Below are 17394 nucleotides of genomic sequence, written 5' to 3' on the forward strand. Positions count from 1 at the left end.
CCACGCGCCTTCCATTATCCCCCTGTTAGCCGCGCGACAGCGCGCCGCCGCATGGCGGGGCGGAGACTTTCAACTTGTCACTTTCTACTCCAAACGATCACGGTGGTGATCACGCGAGCAGCAGCGCCATGATCACTGCCAGCGTTGCCAACAGCCAGCCGTGCACTGCGATTCGTAGCACCGCTGGCGCCTGCCCGAGGCCCATGAAGCCGTTGATCACCAGGTTTCCCTTGAGTGCCGTGAGCGCCACGACCGCGGCGATGAGGCCATTGGTGTTTCCGTCGCCATGACCGAGACCGGCGTTGGCGAGGGTCAGCCCGGTCAGCGCCAGCCAGCACAGAAGCAGGTATCGCGGGCCGTTCACGGCAGCACGTAGAGCAGGGGAAAGAGCACCAGCCATACCAGATCCACCATGTGCCAGTAGCTCGCGGCACTTTCCGGGGCGCGCAGGCCGTCGTCGTCATAGCCGCCCCGGCGGGCGCGGACGGCGACGGCGGCGAGCACGATCATGCCGAGCACCACGTGCATGAAGTGAAAGAATGTCACGAAGAAGTAGAAGAAGAAAAAAGTATCCGTACGCAGGTTGTACCCGGCGCCCACCAGGTCCGCGTATTCCCCGAGCTTGATCGCCAGGTAGACGCCGCCGGCTGTTGTACCGGCCATGAACCAGCCGGTGCAGGCACGTGGCCCGCGGTCTGTGGCGGCGGCGATCCCGCGGGCGACCAGATAGCTGCCACAGAGCAGCGCCAGGGTGTTGGCGAGCCCTGCACGGGGATGCATCTGTTCGAGGCCCGCGGCGAACACCGCGGGTTCGAGCCGCCGCGCCACGCCGAGGCTGACGAGCAGCGCGGCGAAAACGGCGAGCTCAGCGAGAACGAACGCCCACATGGCCCAGTCGCCGGGCACATGATCGGTGCCGGCCCGGGTGTGCGCGGTCTGTGTGCCGCGCTGCCAGTGGACAGCCGTCCGTGTGGTCACGGGCTTTCTCCGGTCAGCAGGAGGTAGAGCCGGGGTAGCAGCGCCGGCAGTTCCCCGGCGCGTCGCAACAGGGCGTAGTGACGCTCGCCGAAGAGGTAGGGAAGGTAGTCGGCGGCGTCCTGCTCGACGGTTACGCAGAATGGCGTGATCGCCTGCCGGCGCGCTTCGAGCAGGGCGTGGCGGGAGTCCTCGAGCCCGTATCGGCCCTCGTAGACATCCAGGTCGTTGGGCTTGCCGTCGGTGACCAGAAGCAGCAGCCGCTGGCTCGCCGGTTGTTCGGCGAGGATCTCGCTGGCCTGACGGATGGCCGCGCCCATGCGGGTGTAGTAACCGGGCTCCAGCGCCTGGATGCGGCCGTGGATGCCGTTGCCCCAGGGTTCGGCGAAGTTCTTGATGAGGTTGAAGCGCACGTGCTGGCGGCGGCGCGAGGAGAATCCGTACATGGCGAAGCGGTCGCCGCCGGCGTCCAGCGCTTCGCCGAGCAGGTGCAGGCTGTCGCGCACCACGTCAATGACCTGCTGGTGGTCGTCGACCCACGCTTCAGTGGACAGCGAGATGTCGGCCAGCACCAGGCAGGCCAGATCCCGGTGCTCGCGCTCCGGCGTGCGCCACACGTGGGGGGCCGTGCTGGCACCGCCGCGGTGGCGGGCCGAGTGGTGATCGATGCAGGCGGCCAGGTCGAGCTCGCGTCCCTGGGGCTGCCGGCGCTGCCAGCACCGCTGCGGCCGCAGCGCCTGGAAGCGTTGCCGCAACGCCCGCGCGTCGCCGGCCAGGTGCGGCGGCAACGATGCCGCCGGCGCTTCGCGGGCAACCATCGGGATCACGCGGCAGTGTCGTGGGCGCAGCAGGCCCCGGCGCCAGTCCCACTCCGGGAGCAGCCGGCCGTCGCTGAGCGGAATGTCGTCCTCTGCGGCGGCGGGGAGGTCCAGGTCCAGCTTGATGCGCGAGGCGGGTGCTTCGCCGGTGCGGGTGAGGCTGAGGCGGTCCAGGTCCTGGGCGACGCGGGCGGCGTCCTCGTCGTCGCCATCGTCGATGGTACGGTCCACCGGAACGTATTCCGACCAGGAGAACAGACTCTCCAGCCGGAAGACGATCAGGCCGCTGCGCCCGTCGGCGTCGTCCACGTACTCGGCGTTGCGGCGGCCGCCGGCACGCGTGCGTGCGCTGCCCCCGCCTTCGGCGGCGCGGTCGTCGCGCTCACGCGGTGCCGGCGCCTCGCCCCGGTCTGGTGCGGGGTAGAGCCACAGGGGCACGGGGCGGGGCTCGCCGGGTGCTTCGGGCAGGCTCTCGCGGCAGCCGGGCACTTTCAGCGCCGCCTGAATGGCACGCTCGCGCATGCCTTCCCGGCCGCGGAGCCGCGCGGGGTCTCCACGCTGTGTAATCGTGGCGTCGACGAGACGCCGGTAGACCGTGGCCAGGCCCGGAAGCTCGGTGAGAACTCGCGCGACGCGGCGTTGGTTGCCGGTGAACCAGTCGCCATCGTCCGGCATCGTTCGGCTCGCAAGGGCGATCAGCCACAGGTAGAGATCCCGGTTCAGCCGTGCCTCGGGAAAGCAGGCGATGCGCTCGGGCACCCGCACGCTCTCGCCATCGCGCCAGGCGAGCTCGTGGCGCCTGCCGGTGCCGGCGATGCGTTCCAGCCAGCCGCGGCGGTTGCGCAACGCCTGGGGCGGGGCGGCGGTCACGCGCAATCCCGGGTCGCCACCGAGGGCGCGAAAAACCACCGCGAGACGGGCCTGCTCGTCGGCGAGCGACACCCCCGCCGCCTGGTGCGCACGGCTCGCCGCCCGGGTGATCAACCGATGCCAGCGGACGCCGACGAACTCTTCCATGCAAGCCTCCTGTAGAGCGGATCGAGCGAAGCGCGATCCGCCATCGACCACGGGTAGCTTCAAGGTCCGGGTTTCAAGTGGAAAGTGACGAGTCGACGCAGTGCCACTTTTATCGGCGCGCGTGGACGATTCGCACCGCAGCCAACCGCCCGGTGTGTGCCGGCCACTTTGAACTTGAAACCTGTCACTTTTCACACCATCGCATAGGGCGGGTGGAGCGGAGCGCAGTCCGCGGAAGGGTGCACCGCGCCTGCGCTCCGTCCACCCTAAGCGGGCCGGTGCGCGTTCATGCGGTCACCGGCCGTTCTTCCCCGGCCGCCTCGGCCTCACCGGCCCGTTGAGGCACGAAGAAGCTCGCCACGTAGAGCAGCAGACCCACCATGAACGCCACTCCGGCGCCGAAGCGCAGCCAGTAGAAGATTTCCAGCTTCTCCTGGGTTGCCATGAACGACAGAGCCTGGCCGCTTTCAGGCAGGCGCTGCAGCCACACCTGCATTGCGCCGGCGGCGGTCAGGCACAGGGTGATAGCGAGCATGGACAGGCTCATCAGCCAGCAGCTCGCGATCTCCAGCGACTGCGCCCGCGCGCCGTTGCCCTCCGGGCGCCCACGCAATGCCGGCACGGCATAGGAGATGATCGCCATGTTGATCATCGCGTACGCACCGAAGAAGGCGAGATGGCCGTGAGCGGCGGTGAGCTGGGTCCCGTGGGTGTAGTAGTTCACCGGCGCGAGGGTGTGCAGGAAGCCCCATACACCGGCGCCGAGGAAGGCGACGATGGAGGTGCCCAGCGCCCAGGTGGTGGCTGCCCGGTTGGTGTGGTTGCGCCGGCGCCGGCGGACCATGTTGATCGCGAAGAGCATCATCATGAAGAACGGCAGCGGCTCGAAGGCGGAGAATACCGAGCCGATCCACAGCCAGTATTCCGGCGGGCCGATATAGAAGTAGTGATGGCCGGTGCCGAGGATTCCGCTGATCAGCGCCATGGCGATGATCACGTACAGCCACTTCTCGATGACCTCACGGTCCACGCCGGTGGTCTTGATCAGCACGAATGCCAGGATACTGCCCATGATCAGTTCCCAGACACCCTCGACCCACAGGTGCACGACCCACCACCAGAAGTACTTGTCCAGGGTGAGCGAGGCCGGGTTGTAGAAGGCGAACAGGAACATCACCGCCAGGCCCACGAGTCCGGTGATGAGCACCATGTTGATCACGGTCTTGCGGCCGCGGAGGATCGTCAGCCCCACGTTGTAGAGAAAGCCCAGCGTCACGACCACGATGCCGATCTTGGTGATGGTGGGCTGCTCCAGGAACTCCCGGCCCATGGTGGGGAGCAGGTCATTGCCGGTGAGCTCGGCGAGCCTGGCATAGGGCACCGCCAGGTAGCCGATGATCGTCAGCGTCCCGGCCGCGGCGAAGACCCAGAACAGCAGCCTGGCGAGCCACGGGCTTTCCAGATCGCGCTGGGCTTCCTCCGGAACGAGGTAGTACGTCGCGCCCATGAATCCGAACAGCAGCCACACGATCAGCAGGTTCGTGTGCACCATGCGCGCCACGTTGAAGGGGATCAGCGGAAACAGGAAGTCCCCGATGACGTATTGCAGGCCCATGATCAGACCGAAGGCCACCTGGCCGATGAACAGGATGATGGCGAAGACGAAATAGGGCATCGCCACTGCTTGGCTTTGGTATTTCATACGCAGGGTCTCCTTGGCGTCGCGCTCAGCCTTCCACGTTCGGCGGCCAGTCGTTGTCGTCGATGCGGGATGTCCAGATCAGGAACTCCGCCAGCGCGTCGATCTCCTCGTCGGTGAGGTTGAACTGAGGCATCTGCCGCCGTCCCGGGGCGCCCGTGGGCTGAGCGTTCATCCAGGCATGGAGGTAGCCCTTGAAGGCGGCCTCGTCGCCCATGCCACGGCGTTCGAACACGTTGGCGAGCTCCGGGGCGAAGTAAGCGCCCTCGCCCATGATCGAGTGGCAGCCCACGCAGTTGTTCTCTTCCCAGACCGCTTTGCCCTCGGCGACGGCCGGGGTGAGCGTTTCGCGGTTGTCGCGCTCGGACAGCGCAATGACGGTGTCGAACGACAGCCCGAGGAACAGCAGGATGAAAAAGAGGCTGCCGCCGTAGTAGATGTTGCGGGCCATGCCCTTGGTAAAGCGTTCAGACATACGCGGGCTCCTTTAATGATACATATAATATGAATTTTATTGGGTGTACGTTCGCATGCCGGGATGCCGTCACTCGCCCAGGTGGGCCCGCACCACGTCCATCAGCGCTTCCAGGGTGACCGCGTCGTCGGTCAGCGGCTGCGCCAGGCAGGCCTCGCAGGCGGTCAGCGGGTTAACGCCGCGGCTGATGAGTCGGCCCGCGTGGATGAGCAGGCGCGTGGAGGCCGATTCCTCCAGGTCGTGCTGGTCGAGTCGTCTGAGCGCACCCGCCAGGCCCACCAGTTGCGCGGCGGTGTCACGGTCGAGCCGCGCCTCCTCGGCGACGATCTCCGTCTCGACCGCCGCGCTCGGGTAGTCGAAGGCGAGTGCGACGAAGCGCTGGCGGGTGCTGGGCTTGAGACCTTTCATCAGGTTGCGGTAGCCCGGGTTGTAGGAGACCACCAGCAGGAAATCCGGGTGCGCTTCCAGGCGCTCGCCGGTTGCGTCCAGGGGCAGGATGCGGCGGTCGTCGGCGAGCGGATGGAGCACGACGGTGGTGTCCTTGCGCGCTTCGATGATTTCGTCGAGGTAGCAGATGCCGCCCTCGCGCACCGCGCGGGTGAGCGGGCCGTCCTGCCAGTAGGTGCCGTGGGCGCCTATTAGGTGGCGGCCGACCAGGTCGGCGGCGGTGAGGTCGTCGTGACAGGCCACCGTGTGAACGTCACGGCCCAGGCGTTCGGCCATGTACTCCACGAACCGTGTCTTGCCGCAGCCCGTCGGCCCCTTGATGAGGACCGGCAGCCGGTTGTCGGCGGCGGCCTCGAACACGGCGACCTCGTCGCCGCAGGGGCGGTAGTGGACGGGCCGGTTCGGGCGGGGGGTGTCGACGGCGATTGCACTCATGCCAGTGGTCCTGAAGTCATTGTCTTTAAAATGTATTATATATACTTCTTTTGGCCTTCGCCACTCCCGCAAAGGCGGGATTTTCCCCGCCGCTTATCCGGGCTGGCCGTCGGCGCGTGGCCGGTTGAGAACGGGGCCGTAGGCGAACACAAAGCCCACGAACGCGGCGGCCCAGGCTGCCGCTGCCAGCTGCAGGGCCAGCGTCCCGCCGCCCATGGCCGAGACGACGCGGAGCACTGCGGCGAGATTCACCGCCGCGTAGATGAGCGTGGCGCCACGCCGCAGAATGAGGCCGTGACCGGTGTGCGCGACGGCCACGCGGGTCATGACGCCGATGATCATGACTCCGATCGCGCCGACGCCCAGGGCGTGAATCCAGACACTGGCGCCGATGTCCGTCGTGAATGCCGCGAGGCCGCGCAAAAGCAGCGCGAGTACCAGCCACGCGTAGCCCAGGTGCAGGATCCAGAGCAGGGGATCGGACAGGGTGTGCCATCCCCGCCAGCCCCACAGGCGCAGCGCGTGCAAACCGGCGGCGATGAGGGCGATGACACCGGCGACGGCGCTGCCGCGCGCGATGAGGTCGACAACGATCAATGCGACCAGCGCGAGCAGTGCAGAGCGGTCGACGTTGGTCGACTTGCGTACACGGGCGGGATCGCCGCCGTGTCGGGCGAGCCAGTTCGTGGTGAACGCCGGCGTAATGCGGCCGCCGATGACGGCAATGAGCAGTGCCGTCAGGTCGAGACCCATGAGCTCGCCGACGCGCGCGAACGCGGGCGAGGCGCCCAGCAGAGCCGCATGCATCAGTGCGTTGCCGCTGGCGAACACCAGCAGTACCGCCACCAGGGGCAGGTTGCGGCGATTGCCGGCGCGACGGAGGGTACGCCAGGCGACCGCGGCGAGCACGGGCAGGAATGCCAGATCCACGATGGTCACCGCGATTGCCGGCAGCCATGCGGTCAGCGCGAAGGCGAGCCGGCCGGCGAGCCAGAGAGCGGCGAGCGCGAGCAGTGCCCATCCCCTGGGGGGCGCCAGCCCGGTCCAGTTGGCCATGGCCGTGAGCAGGAATCCGGCGATGGCGGCGGGGACGAATCCGTAGATCATCTCGTGGGCGTGCCACCATAGCGGAGAGAGGTCCGCCGGCATGGGTATCCGGCCGGTGAGCATTGCCAGCCAGGCGAGCACGACGCCACCGGCGAACAGGCTCGCAAGCATGAAGAACACGCGAAAGGGGTAGGCGAGCAAATGCGAGTGGGGCATGGCCATCGACTCCCAGGAGCGGACCCCGCGCCGGTTGCTGTCAGCGGTTCGAGCGCGTACCGTTTGAACATTCATTTTATATGAATCTTATCACCCGGGAAGCACCTGTGTATGCCACCGATCGTCGTATGCTTGATCTCGATCAATTCTGGCGTTGGCTCTCGGCCAGGCCCTGAAGCGGGCAGGGGGGAGGGGCCGGCACATTGAGCGGCGTCTGTAGGCGCCACCGCCGCAGCGGTTTTGATCGGGTGGCGCGACGAGTCGCCTCGCGGTCAGGCGGCTACCGATTCGACGCGGTTACGCCCTGCGCTCTTGGCGGCATACATCGCAGTATCCGCTCGCGCGAGCATGGTTTCGAAGTCCCTGTCGCCGGGGGCGAACGTGGTCACGCCGATGCTGACGGTCAGCCGTAAAGCCTCGCCACCGGCCGCCACCGGGCTGTGCAGGATGCAGTCCCGCAGTCGTTCGGCGATTGTTGTGGCGGCATTGATGTCGGCATCCGGCAGCAACAGCACGAACTCTTCGCCGCCGATACGGCTAGCCAGATCGCCCGCGCGGCATTCGCTTTCCAGCAATGCGGCTATGGCCTGCAGGGCGTGATCGCCTACAGCGTGGCCGTAGTGATCGTTGACCGCCTTGAAATGATCGATGTCGATCAGCAGCAGGCTCAATGCCGCGTCGCCACGTCGCGCGCGGGCCACTTCCCGTGCTGACTGGGCGAGCAGTTCGCGACGATTGGGCAGACCCGTGAGGGGATCGGTGCTGGCGAGCGCACGCAGGGCGGCTTCGGCGCGCTTGCGTCCGGTGATGTCCCAGTACTGCCAGAGGTGACCCCGGTGCTCGCCCTCCAGAAAGACCGGCGTGTACGTGCGCTCGAGCACGCGGCCGTCGACGGTTTCGAGCTCTTCGCCGCGGACGGGTTGCTGCCGGCTCAGGCAGGTTTCGATGCCGGTGACGAAGCGCTCGGGGTCGCGGAACAGCGCTTTGACCTGGGTGGCAGTATCCGTGCAGTCGACTCCGATCAGGCTCTCCGGGGCCGCGGGTATGCCGAAGAGATCGCAGAAAGTGCGGTTCGCCAGCACGACCCGGCGACGTTCATCCTCCACCAGGATGCCGCCACCGAGGTTCTCGATCAGTGCCGCGAGTCGGCGTTCCGCGGTCTTCGCTGCCATTTCCGCGGCTTTGTGTTCGGTTATATCCAGCACCGTGCCCGTGACGAGCATGTCACCGCGATCGCTGTGCACGCTTTCGCCACGCATGGAGACGGTATGGACGAGGCCGTCCGGATGGCAGACGCGGAACTCGGTATCGAAAATGTCCGGCGCTTGCTCGACCCCGTGCAGGGCCTGATCGACGGCCTGGCGATCCGCGGGGTGAACGCGCTCCAGCAGGATGCTCATTGCCGGAACATCGACATGGGACAACGCGAAGATGTGGCGCAGCTGACGGGACCACGTCATTGTGCCGGTCGCCGGTTGCCACTCCCAGCTTCCCAGGCGTGCGACGCGCTGCGCCTTGGCCAGGCGCTCGCGGCTGCGACGCAGGGCGGCCTCGGTGTTCCGTAGCTCCGAGATGTCATGCAGGGCGGTGACGGCACCGATCACCCGCTCGCCTCGCAGCATCGGCGTGGCGATCGCGGAGACCACGCGTCTGCCGCCATCGTCGGCGTGCAGCGGTATGTCGGATTGTCGGTGTCGCGCGCGTTGGCGCATCGCCTGTGTTGCCGGATTCCCGGGGGGCTGGCCCACCGCGGCCTGACGGAAGAGGGTGTCGACGCTGCGGCCCAGTGCAGCGCGGGGTGTCGTGTTGAGCATCTGCGCTGCCGCCGGGTTGATAAATGTCACGCGGGCGCGCTCGTCGATGACGCAAACGCCGTCGGCGAGCACGTCGGTGATCTCCAGCAGTCGCCGTTCACTCTCGGCGAGTGCCTGAAGCGCCTGCTGACGCGGCGTGACGTCGATCTCGCTGACGACGATCATGCGTTCGCCGGAATTCGGATCCGACGATACCCGGAGGTCGAGCTGATGCAGGCGCGCACCTTGGTGGCTGTCGGTCCAGGCGTCGGTCAGACATCGACCCTCATGCCACAGGGTCGCCTCGATGCGCGCCCATTCACGGTGGTCGTGGATGCGCGCAGCCAGCTCGCGCGTCCGCCCGAACGCGGATTCGGCGGCGGGGTTGGCGGTCAGCATGTGTCCCGTCGTGTCGTACAGTGAGATCATAACGGGGGTGTGACGCAATGCCTCCAGGTGGCGGAGGGTGTGGGTATCGGCCGTCTTCTCGTCGCGGATGCCTTCGACGAGCATGGCCATGCGGCCATCGTCGAGGCGGTAACCCGAGCAGCGGCAGTCCACGGAGACAGGGTGTCCGTGGGGATAGAACGTCCACGACTCGCGGATCTCATGGCCCGCGTGGAAACCCGCTAGATAATTGGCGAGTCGGGTACGCACCGCCGCCGTCATCTCCGAGGAGAAGTCCCGGGCGGTCAGTGTTTCCAGTCGGTCTGCGCCCCACAGTTTCAGGGCGGCCGCGTTCGCCCAAACCATCCGTTCACGCTCGATATCGAACACCCACACGGCCGTGCCCAGCCGTTCGGCGATATGGCCCGGATCGAATGCCATGAGTGCTCTGCCCCCGATGGCGCGGTGCCCTGTTCGTCCCCATTGTAGTGTTCCGGGTTGCGGGATTGCCCGCATGTCCACGGGGTGCTTGATGCAAATCAAAGCCGTCGCTGCTGCCGAACACTCACGATGCCGTGTATTGCGACGACGAGGACGATTCCGATGGAGCTGGTCTGTCCCGCCGGCAGCCTGCCGGCGCTGCGAGCCGCCGTGGACAGCGGTGCCGACACGGTCTACACGGGGCTGCGCAACCGTACCAACGCCCGCAACTTCCCTGGGCTGAACTTTACCGCGGCGCGTCTGCGTGAGGGGGTCGATTACGCGCATCGTCGGGGTACGCGGGTGCTGATGGCGATCAACACTTACCCGCAGCCTTCGGGGTGGCGGGAGTGGACGGCCTGCGTGGACGAGGCCGCGGATCTCGGTGCCGACGGCGTGATCATCGCGGATGCGGGGTTACTCGATTACGCTGCGCGCACTCACCCGGCGCTGCCCCGTCACCTCTCGGTGCAGGGATCGGCCACCAGCCATGAGGCATTGCGTTTCTACCATGAGCTCTTCGGTATACGTCGCGCGGTGCTGCCCCGGGTGCTGTCGCTCACCCAGGTGTGCAGGCTCGCCGCCGATGCGCCGGTGGAGCTCGAGGTCTTCGGTTTCGGCTCGCTGTGCATCATGGCCGAGGGGCGCTGCCTGCTCTCGTCCTATGCCACGGGGGAGTCGCCCAACACGGCGGGCGCGTGTTCCCCTGCTGCGTACGTGCGCTGGAACGAGCGCTCCGACGGGGTGCTCGAGTCACGCCTCAACGGCGTGCTCATCGACCGCTTCGATCCCGGCGAACGCGCCGGCTATCCGACCCTGTGCAAAGGCCGTTTTACCGTCGGTGCGCATACCGGCCACATTCTCGAGGAGCCGGTGAGCCTGAATACCCTGGCGTTGCTTCCGGACCTGCGCCAGGCCGGCATCACGGCGGTCAAGCTCGAGGGGCGCCAGCGCAGCCCCGGCTACGTGGCACGGATCGTCCGCGTCTGGCGGAACGCCATCGATCGGTGTGCTGCCGATCCGCAGGGCTACAGCGTCGATCCGGCCGAGGACGAGGTGCTCGCGGGGCTATCGGAAGGGGCGCAGACAACGCTGGGCGCCTACCATCGGCCGTGGCAGTGAGGAGATGGCAATGACCGGCAAACCGCGCATCGCTCTGGGTCCCTGCCTGTACTTCTGGCCCCGGGCCGAAACCGAGGCGTTCTACGCCCGCGTCGCCGACGCCCCGGTGGACATCGTCTATCTGGGGGAGACGGTGTGCCCCAAGCGTCGCGAGATGCGCCTTTCCGACTGGCTCGCTCTGGGCCGTGAGCTGGCCGGGGCCGGCAAGGAGGTGGTGCTGTCTTCGCTGACCCTGCTGGAAGCCCGCTCGGAGATCGGCGCCCTGAGGCGACTCTGCGATAACGGCGAATTCCGGGTGGAGGCCAACGATGTCGCGGCCGTCCAGTTGCTGCGGGAGATGGGGGTGCCGTTCGTCGGCGGTGCCTTTCTCAACATCTACAATGCCGCAACGCTGCGGCTCTACCGCCGCGAGGGCATGCAGCGGTGGCTGGCGCCGCTCGAATGCGATCGGGACACCCTGGCGGCGCTGCTGACGGAGGCCGGTGACGACGCCCCGGAGACCGAGGTGTTCGCCCACGGCCGCCTGCCGCTGGCCTGGTCGGCGCGTTGCTTCACCGCCCGCTACCATAACCTGCCCAAGGACCAGTGCGGACTCCGTTGCCTGGACTATCCGGAAGGCATCCCCGTGCACACGCGCGAAGGTGAGCACCTGTTCACCATCAACGGCATTCAGACGCAGTCAGGGCGTGTCTGCAACCTTTTGCCGCAGTGGCGCGACCTCCAGCGTTGTGGGGCGGACGTGCTGCGGGTCAGCCCCCGGCCGCAGGGAACGCAGGCGCTGCTTGCCGCGCTGGACCGGACGATGCGCGGTGACGACGACGCCCTCGCAGCAGTGAACGAGGCGGAAGTCGAAACCTGTAACGGCTACTGGCACGGCGATGCCGGGATGGCGGCGTTGCGCGACTGATGGGCAGCGTACCCCGAAAGTGAGCGCGGTTTCCGGGTGCCGCTGTCGCCCAGGCGGTCAGCGGTCCGGCGTCGGCGGTACCTGCTCGGCGAGCTGACGTAGCAGTGGCACGCTGCCCGGAGGCAGCGATTCGAACGATGCGCTGTCGAGGGCATTCTTGACCGTCAGCCCGAGGGCCGTATCCCCCGAGAGCTGGAGTCGGCGCCGAAAGAAAAGCGTGTCCGGGTCGCTGAGCTGGGCGGCGACCAGCAGCAGATCCTCCATTTCCGCACCGATGGTGACGACGGCCGGACCCGCTCCCGCCGGGCGGACGGCGTGCCCGCGTACGGTTACGCGCAGCGTCAGCGTCGGCCGGCGCAGACTGACTGCCACGACCTTTCCCTCCAGTTCCTCGAGATCCCCGTCGGCGAGGGCCTGACGCAGAACCTGTGTCGCCAGGCAGGCGGCCATCGCGTTGAGCACGGGCGCCGGTAGCAGACGCAGCGGGGCGGCGAGACAGGCGGGACGTGGCAGAGAGAGCGGCATCCGGGTGCTCCGTGGCGGTGTCGCGTTTCCTATCGTTTTCGCCCTTCATCATTCCTTGCGGCGATCCGCGCTGCATTGAGCCAGCTCAAATCCCGCCTGTGCCAATCAGTTGCCGACTGCCGCGCCATGAGTTGACGTTGATCAAGGTCGAGCGCCTGGTGATGTATATTCTTTTTTGGTGCTAGCAAATTAATTTTCATTCTAAATGGGAATATGCATATGACGACTGACACCTCTCCCGCCCGCCACACCGTCGTCATCGTCGGCGGCGGCACAGCCGGGATCGGGCTTGCGTCCGCCCTCCTGCGCCGTGACCCGGCGTTGGACATCGCTGTGGTGGAGCCCTCCGACGATCATTGCTATCAACCGGCTCTGACGCTGGTCGGCGCCGGCTACTATCCGCTCGAGAAGACCATGGGAGAAACGGCGGCGGTGATGCCTGCCGGCGTTACATGGCTACGGGAGGCCGCGGCGGTCTTCGACGCCCGGGCCCGCACGGTGGAGCTGGCCAACGGGCAGGTGATCGGCTACGAACACCTGGTCCTCTGCCCGGGGCTGGAATGCGACTGGTCGGCGATCGACGGTTTGACCGAAACCCTCGGCCGCAATGGTGTCACCAGCAACTATCATCCGCAGACCGCTGCTTATACCAGCGAGTGCCTGCGTGAATTCAAGGGTGAGCGCGCGTTGTTCACCCAGCCGGCCATGCCGATCAAGTGCCCCGGGGCACCCCAGAAGATCGCCTATCTCGCTGCCGATCGCCTGCGCCGGCAGGGTCGGCTCGGCGACGTGGACATCCAGTTCTGCCTCGCCGGCGACAAGCTGTTTTCGGTGGACGCTTTCGTCGAGCCGCTATTGGCGGTGGCGGAGCGTTACGGCATCCGCCTCGGCTATCGCAAGGAGCTCGTCGCCGTCGAAGGGGATCGCCGGACCGCCCATTTCCGGGTCAGCGATGGGGCGGGGGGGCATTCCGAGGTCAGCGAGTCGTTCGATCTGCTCCACGCGGTGCCGCCGCAGCGTGCGCCCAGCTGCATCCGCCACAGCGCCTTCGCCAACGAGCAGGGGTTCGTGGCCGTCGATCACGGAACACTCCAGCATCCGGAGTACGAGACCGTCTTCGCGCTGGGTGATGCCGCGGGCACGCCGAATTCCAAGACGGCGGCTGCCGTGCGTGCACAGATCCCGGTGGTTCGGGACAACCTGTTGGCGGCGATCGCGGGCAGGCAGGCGACGGCGCGGTATGACGGCTACGGTGCCTGTCCTCTGACCACGGCGAAGGGCCGTGTGATCCTGGCCGAGTTCGGCTACGGCGGCGTGCTGAAGCCCTCGTTCCCCGTGGACCCGACGCGGGAGCGGCGCAGTATGTGGCATTTCAAGCGTGATTTCCTGCCGTGGTTTTACTGGCAGTGGCTGCTCAAGGGGCGTCCGTTCGCCACGGCGCAAAGCTGAATTCCGCGGTGCCCCTTTGCGGCGGATGCGAAGACCCTCATGCTCGTATACAGCATCGAGGCGACGACACGGAGCGCAATCATGGCTGCCACGATCCGGACCAAGCGTATCTATGATCCGGTCGAGTCCGATGACGGCACCCGAATCCTGGTCGACGGTATCTGGCCGCGCGGCGTGCGCAAGGACGACGCGCACGTGTCGCGCTGGCTGCGCGACGTGGCACCGTCCAAAACGCTGCGTCAATGGTTCGGCCATGATCCGCAGCGATGGGAGGAATTCCGGCAGCGTTATCGCGGCGAGCTCGCCGGGGTGCCCGAGCGTCTCCGGGAGCTGATGACGCTGGCGCGCCAGGGCCCTCTGACCCTGGTCTTCGCGGCCCGTGATCGTGAGCACAACCAGGCCGTGGTCCTGCGGGAGGTACTTCTCGAAGAGCTGGCGGTCGAGGACGAGCCGAACGAGCCGTCCTCGCCCGTGTGCTATTCGCACCGGTTTCCGGACGCCAGGCGTTGACGCCGCCGCGGCTAACGCCCGTGCAATCTCAGTGGCAGTGTCGCGAAACCGGTAGCGGGATACGTCTGCGGTGTTGGCGCGTGCTCGGGGTGATGCTCGATGGTCGTTGTCGCCGCGAGTAGCTCTTCGAGCGCCACGCGCAGCTCCAGGCGTGCCAGCGGTGCGCCCGGGCAGACGTGAATCCCGTAGCCCCAGAGCAGGTTCGAGGATTGGTCGCGATCCGGCCGGTAGGTCGTGGCTTCGTCGAAGGCTTCCGGGTCGCGATTGGCGGCGGGCCACATGACGGTGATGCGTGAGCCTGCCGGGATGCGCTGTCCGCCGATTTCCACCTCGCGGGTGGTACGCCGGCGGTTGCTCGGCAGCGGGCCGTGCAGACGCAGAATCTCCTCGACGGCATCGGGGATGGCTGCGGGCTTGCTCCGCAGCTCGTTCTGAATGTCCGGCCGCTGCGCGAGAAACGCGACGATGATGCCCAGTGATGCTGCCAGCGTGCCCACTTCGCCCATGGTCCAGTTGCGCAGAATGCTGACGAGCGCCTCATCGCTCAGGGGAGCACCGTCGACGCGCTCGCGCATCAGCCGCGTGGTATTGTCGTCGGGCGCGTCGGCACCGGCGGTACGACGCGCCCGAAGCAGGCCCGCGACCAGCTCACGGAACTCGGCGGCGACACTGGCGAGTGCGTCGCGGTCCTGGGTTCGGGTTGCGGCCATATTGCGCTGGACCCAGTCGATGAGCTGCGCGTCGAGGCTGTTGGGCCAACCCAGGAAGGTGCACTGGGCTTGGGCGGCGAAGGGCGCGCAGAACCGCGCAATGAACTCGCCATCGGGGTGACGGACCGCGTTGCCGGCGAGGTCGCGGGCGATTCGCCTCAAGGGAAGCTCGAAGGTCGCCATCGCGTCGTCGTCGAAATACGGGGTGACGATATCGCGGTAGGCAGTGTGCTCCGGTGGATCCATGCCGTTGGGTACGGACAGGTGCCGGGAGACGGCGTTGCTAAACGTTTCGGGGTCTTGCAGGGCACGCATGACGTCGCGGTGGCGGAAGAATGACCAACCCGTGGCGTCGCTGTGGGCGATCGGGCAGTGCTCGCGCATCTCGTCGAAGACGGCAGGCGGATGGGCCGCTGATGTGTCGCCGCGTGCATCCGTGGCCGTGCGGCTCGGGTCGCTCATGGTCGCGCCTCGCAGGGTTGCTGTGGAGGTCGTGGCCGCACCGGATGATGGCGCCAGCCGGGAAGCCACGATTTAAAAAGTATCGCGCATGAATGTTTTTCGTGGCAACACCCACGCCGCCTACGCGCGCGTCGCGGTGATTACTGGGGGTTGCGTTAATGCGGCGAACGCGCTAATAAATGTATATAGGATACATTTTTATGGCGTGACCGCTTATGTCTGACCGAACGGCCTGGAACGATGGCGCTACGGCGCTGAGCTCATGCACCGACTGCGGGCTCTACCGCGTTTGTTTCTCCCGGCGTCTCGGCATGGACGAAGCCGAGGAGTGCGCCGTCGTTCATCGCAGCCCGGTGCCGGCCCCGGCCGGGGGCACGATTGCGTGGGACCCGGGCAACCTCGTGGTGCTGCGCTCGGGGGCGGTCAAGCGCAGCCGTTGCACCCGGGACGGCAACGAGCTGATTGCCGAGTTTTTCCTCCCGGGCGAGGTCATCGGCCTGCAGACGGGCGAGAAGGCGGCCGCCGACGAAGCTTTCGTGGTACTCGAACGGGCGCATTACTGCGAGATGCCGTGGGACGGCGTGCACGAGCTCATGGCGCACGATCCCGGCGTACGTCACACGGTGAGCGAGATTCTGCTGGAGTCTCTGTCGGTATCCCGCGAGCGGCTATTACGGGCCTGCCGGGGGTCGGCGCGGCAGCGGGTCGCCGCTTTTCTGCTCGACCTGGTAAGTCGGCGCGAGCGCACGCCGTCCCCCACACCGCACATCCGGCTGGCGATGGACCGCCGGGAGATCGCTGCCTATCTCGACCTCACCATCGAAACGGTCAGCCGTGTTCTCTCCCGCCTGCGTCGGGAGGGTACGATCGATTTGCGAGGACGGTGGCTGCGCGTATGCGACCGTGATGCCCTCGACGAGCTCGCCGAAGGCGGTGCGTTGCCACGCTCGATTGCCTGAGCCCGGTGCCTGCCCCGTCTTCTTCGGTATAAGCACTCAATAGCGGGCGCGGAAGTGCGGATCTCCGGGACCGATGTCATTGCGTACGGCTGCGCGTATCTCCGGGGCGATATCGGGGCTGTCCGGTTCGAGTAGCCCGCATCGCGATAGGGCCTGACGTGCGCTCGTACGCTCGTCCAGCCGCTCGTAGAGCACGCGCACAGAGCAGGGCATCCGTGCGCTGTTGTCGGCCACGCCGAGCTTGAGGCCGCTAAGGCGGGTGACCCGGCTTTTGAAGCTGGGAAACAGGATCGTCTGAGTGATCTCGTGGCCGTTGATGGATTCGTGATCGACCATGAAAATGCGATCGGTCAGGAAGAAGGCGGTGCCGAGATAGCGGTTGTGGCACGGCTTGCCGCCGGCGTGGGGTTTCATACGCTCGGTGCGTTGGTAGACGACCGTGTCGCCGCGCTGCTCCAGGCAGACTAGCGTGCGCAATAACCGCTCGGGCCGCGACATGGACCGGTAGTACTCGAAGTAGGCACCCAGATAGCGGGCCATGCCGGCGCAGCCCTGGCGGATCAGCGTCTCGGGGATGCGTGGCCCGCTCCCCGCGTGAGCCTCCCCGTTGGTCTGCGGTCGCAGGCGAATCAATGGCTTGAATTCGGCATGCGGCAGCAGAATCTCGTGCTCCTCGACGCCGAAGAAATCACAGATGCGGCGCATGGTGGCCGCCAAGGGCTTGTAACGTCCGCTCAGGTAACGGTTGAACTGTGGCCGGTTGATGTCGAGCCTGCGGCAAACGTCGGCGATCGATCGGTAGTAGCTGCACAACAGCCGCAGATTGGCCGCGAAGTCCTGGTGCACGTCGGTTCCCCTGTCGGAAGTGAGCGCGGTGATGGCGCAGTCTGGCGCAGTCGGTGCGCCGGATAGTGCGTCACTGCGCGTCAGAGCGTCAAATCCCATCCGGCCATGCGGGCTT

Annotated in this window: 16 protein-coding genes; 5 read left to right on the forward strand and 11 right to left on the reverse strand. The window is 66.8% G+C overall.

The genetic code is table 11. The features are described from left to right. Positions 1–109: 109 nt before the first annotated feature. The 8 genes from ACPEES_RS18410 to ACPEES_RS18445 form a co-directional block, all read right to left on the reverse strand. Positions 110–364: a cytochrome C oxidase subunit IV family protein gene (locus ACPEES_RS18410; RefSeq protein WP_435105053.1), complete on the reverse strand. Its 255-nt coding sequence runs from the start codon at positions 362–364 to the stop codon at positions 110–112. Next, a complete protein-coding gene (locus tag ACPEES_RS18415; RefSeq protein WP_435105054.1) occupies positions 361–978 on the reverse strand; it encodes a cytochrome c oxidase subunit 3 in 618 nt (205 codons plus the stop codon). Before ACPEES_RS18415 ends, ACPEES_RS18410 begins: the two co-directional genes overlap by 4 nt. Then, positions 975–2810 (reverse strand): nitric oxide reductase activation protein NorD, encoded by a 1836-nt coding sequence (locus tag ACPEES_RS18420; protein WP_435105055.1) that lies wholly within the window; start codon positions 2808–2810, stop codon positions 975–977. The genes ACPEES_RS18415 and ACPEES_RS18420 overlap by 4 nt, the downstream gene beginning before the upstream one ends. Positions 2811–3096: 286 nt before the next feature. Continuing rightward, positions 3097–4512 carry a cbb3-type cytochrome c oxidase subunit I gene (locus ACPEES_RS18425; protein ID WP_435105056.1) on the reverse strand — a complete coding sequence of 472 codons (1416 nt, stop codon included), beginning with the start codon at positions 4510–4512 and terminating at the stop codon, positions 3097–3099. A gap of 25 nt (positions 4513–4537) precedes the next feature. After that, positions 4538–4984, reverse strand: coding sequence for a c-type cytochrome (locus tag ACPEES_RS18430; protein WP_435105057.1), 447 nt, complete (start codon positions 4982–4984; stop codon positions 4538–4540). Between the two features lie 69 nt (positions 4985–5053). Next, positions 5054–5866 carry a CbbQ/NirQ/NorQ/GpvN family protein gene (locus ACPEES_RS18435; RefSeq protein WP_435105058.1) on the reverse strand — a complete coding sequence of 271 codons (813 nt, stop codon included), beginning with the start codon at positions 5864–5866 and terminating at the stop codon, positions 5054–5056. A 93-nt stretch (positions 5867–5959) separates the two neighbouring features. Further along, entirely contained in the window at positions 5960–7129 is a 1170-nt protein-coding gene (locus ACPEES_RS18440; RefSeq protein ID WP_435105059.1) for an NnrS family protein, read from the reverse strand. Positions 7130–7401: 272 nt separating this feature from the next. Then, the gene (locus ACPEES_RS18445; RefSeq protein ID WP_435105060.1) at positions 7402–9750 is read right to left on the reverse strand and encodes a diguanylate cyclase; all 2349 of its coding nucleotides are present in this window, start codon (positions 9748–9750) and stop codon (positions 7402–7404) included. Between the two features lie 162 nt (positions 9751–9912). Between ACPEES_RS18445 and ubiU the strand changes: the two genes are divergently transcribed. Further along, a complete protein-coding gene (gene ubiU, locus ACPEES_RS18450; RefSeq protein ID WP_435105062.1) occupies positions 9913–10911 on the forward strand; it encodes a ubiquinone anaerobic biosynthesis protein UbiU in 999 nt (332 codons plus the stop codon). A gap of 10 nt (positions 10912–10921) precedes the next feature. Then, positions 10922–11818, forward strand: coding sequence for a U32 family peptidase (locus ACPEES_RS18455; protein ID WP_435105063.1), 897 nt, complete (start codon positions 10922–10924; stop codon positions 11816–11818). 57 nt (positions 11819–11875) lie between these two features. Here the strand turns inward: ACPEES_RS18455 and ubiT are convergent, their stop codons facing one another. Next, complete coding sequence (gene ubiT, locus ACPEES_RS18460) at positions 11876–12343, reverse strand: ubiquinone anaerobic biosynthesis accessory factor UbiT (protein ID WP_435105064.1); 468 nt, start codon at positions 12341–12343, stop codon at positions 11876–11878. A 219-nt stretch (positions 12344–12562) separates the two neighbouring features. Between ubiT and ACPEES_RS18465 the strand changes: the two genes are divergently transcribed. After that, complete coding sequence (locus ACPEES_RS18465) at positions 12563–13792, forward strand: FAD-dependent oxidoreductase (protein ID WP_435105065.1); 1230 nt, start codon at positions 12563–12565, stop codon at positions 13790–13792. 81 nt (positions 13793–13873) lie between these two features. Beyond that, positions 13874–14302, forward strand: a complete 429-nt coding sequence (locus ACPEES_RS18470; protein WP_435105067.1) for a DUF488 domain-containing protein — start codon at positions 13874–13876, stop codon at positions 14300–14302. A gap of 11 nt (positions 14303–14313) precedes the next feature. Here ACPEES_RS18470 and ACPEES_RS18475 read toward each other — a convergent pair whose 3' ends face one another. Next, a complete protein-coding gene (locus tag ACPEES_RS18475; RefSeq protein WP_435105068.1) occupies positions 14314–15474 on the reverse strand; it encodes a cytochrome P450 in 1161 nt (386 codons plus the stop codon). A gap of 215 nt (positions 15475–15689) precedes the next feature. Between ACPEES_RS18475 and ACPEES_RS18480 the strand changes: the two genes are divergently transcribed. Beyond that, entirely contained in the window at positions 15690–16433 is a 744-nt protein-coding gene (locus ACPEES_RS18480; protein WP_435105069.1) for a Crp/Fnr family transcriptional regulator, read from the forward strand. 36 nt (positions 16434–16469) lie between these two features. Here ACPEES_RS18480 and ACPEES_RS18485 read toward each other — a convergent pair whose 3' ends face one another. After that, positions 16470–17279 carry a helix-turn-helix domain-containing protein gene (locus tag ACPEES_RS18485; RefSeq protein WP_435105070.1) on the reverse strand — a complete coding sequence of 270 codons (810 nt, stop codon included), beginning with the start codon at positions 17277–17279 and terminating at the stop codon, positions 16470–16472. Positions 17280–17394 lie beyond the last annotated feature (115 nt).

Source organism: Arhodomonas sp. AD133, assembly GCF_051195215.1.
In the GTDB taxonomy this organism is placed as follows: Bacteria; Pseudomonadota; Gammaproteobacteria; order Nitrococcales; family Nitrococcaceae; genus Arhodomonas.

Excerpts from the sequence above, each read along its gene's own strand:
- ACPEES_RS18440 (WP_435105059.1), bottom strand. The coding sequence starts at position 7,129 with ATGCCCCACTCGCATTTGCTCGCCTACCCCTTTCGCGTGTTCTTCATG.
- ACPEES_RS18455 (WP_435105063.1), top strand. The coding sequence starts at position 10,922 with ATGACCGGCAAACCGCGCATCGCTCTGGGTCCCTGCCTGTACTTCTGG.
- ACPEES_RS18465 (WP_435105065.1), top strand. The coding sequence starts at position 12,563 with ATGACGACTGACACCTCTCCCGCCCGCCACACCGTCGTCATCGTCGGC.
- ACPEES_RS18445 (WP_435105060.1), bottom strand. The coding sequence starts at position 9,750 with ATGGCATTCGATCCGGGCCATATCGCCGAACGGCTGGGCACGGCCGTG.
- ACPEES_RS18430 (WP_435105057.1), bottom strand. The coding sequence starts at position 4,984 with ATGTCTGAACGCTTTACCAAGGGCATGGCCCGCAACATCTACTACGGC.
- ACPEES_RS18470 (WP_435105067.1), top strand. The coding sequence starts at position 13,874 with ATGGCTGCCACGATCCGGACCAAGCGTATCTATGATCCGGTCGAGTCC.
- ubiU (WP_435105062.1), top strand. The coding sequence starts at position 9,913 with ATGGAGCTGGTCTGTCCCGCCGGCAGCCTGCCGGCGCTGCGAGCCGCC.
- ACPEES_RS18480 (WP_435105069.1), top strand. The coding sequence starts at position 15,690 with ATGTCTGACCGAACGGCCTGGAACGATGGCGCTACGGCGCTGAGCTCA.
- ACPEES_RS18435 (WP_435105058.1), bottom strand. The coding sequence starts at position 5,866 with ATGAGTGCAATCGCCGTCGACACCCCCCGCCCGAACCGGCCCGTCCAC.
- ACPEES_RS18425 (WP_435105056.1), bottom strand. The coding sequence starts at position 4,512 with ATGAAATACCAAAGCCAAGCAGTGGCGATGCCCTATTTCGTCTTCGCC.
- ACPEES_RS18475 (WP_435105068.1), bottom strand. The coding sequence starts at position 15,474 with ATGAGCGACCCGAGCCGCACGGCCACGGATGCACGCGGCGACACATCA.
- ACPEES_RS18420 (WP_435105055.1), bottom strand. The coding sequence starts at position 2,810 with ATGGAAGAGTTCGTCGGCGTCCGCTGGCATCGGTTGATCACCCGGGCG.
- ubiT (WP_435105064.1), bottom strand. The coding sequence starts at position 12,343 with ATGCCGCTCTCTCTGCCACGTCCCGCCTGTCTCGCCGCCCCGCTGCGT.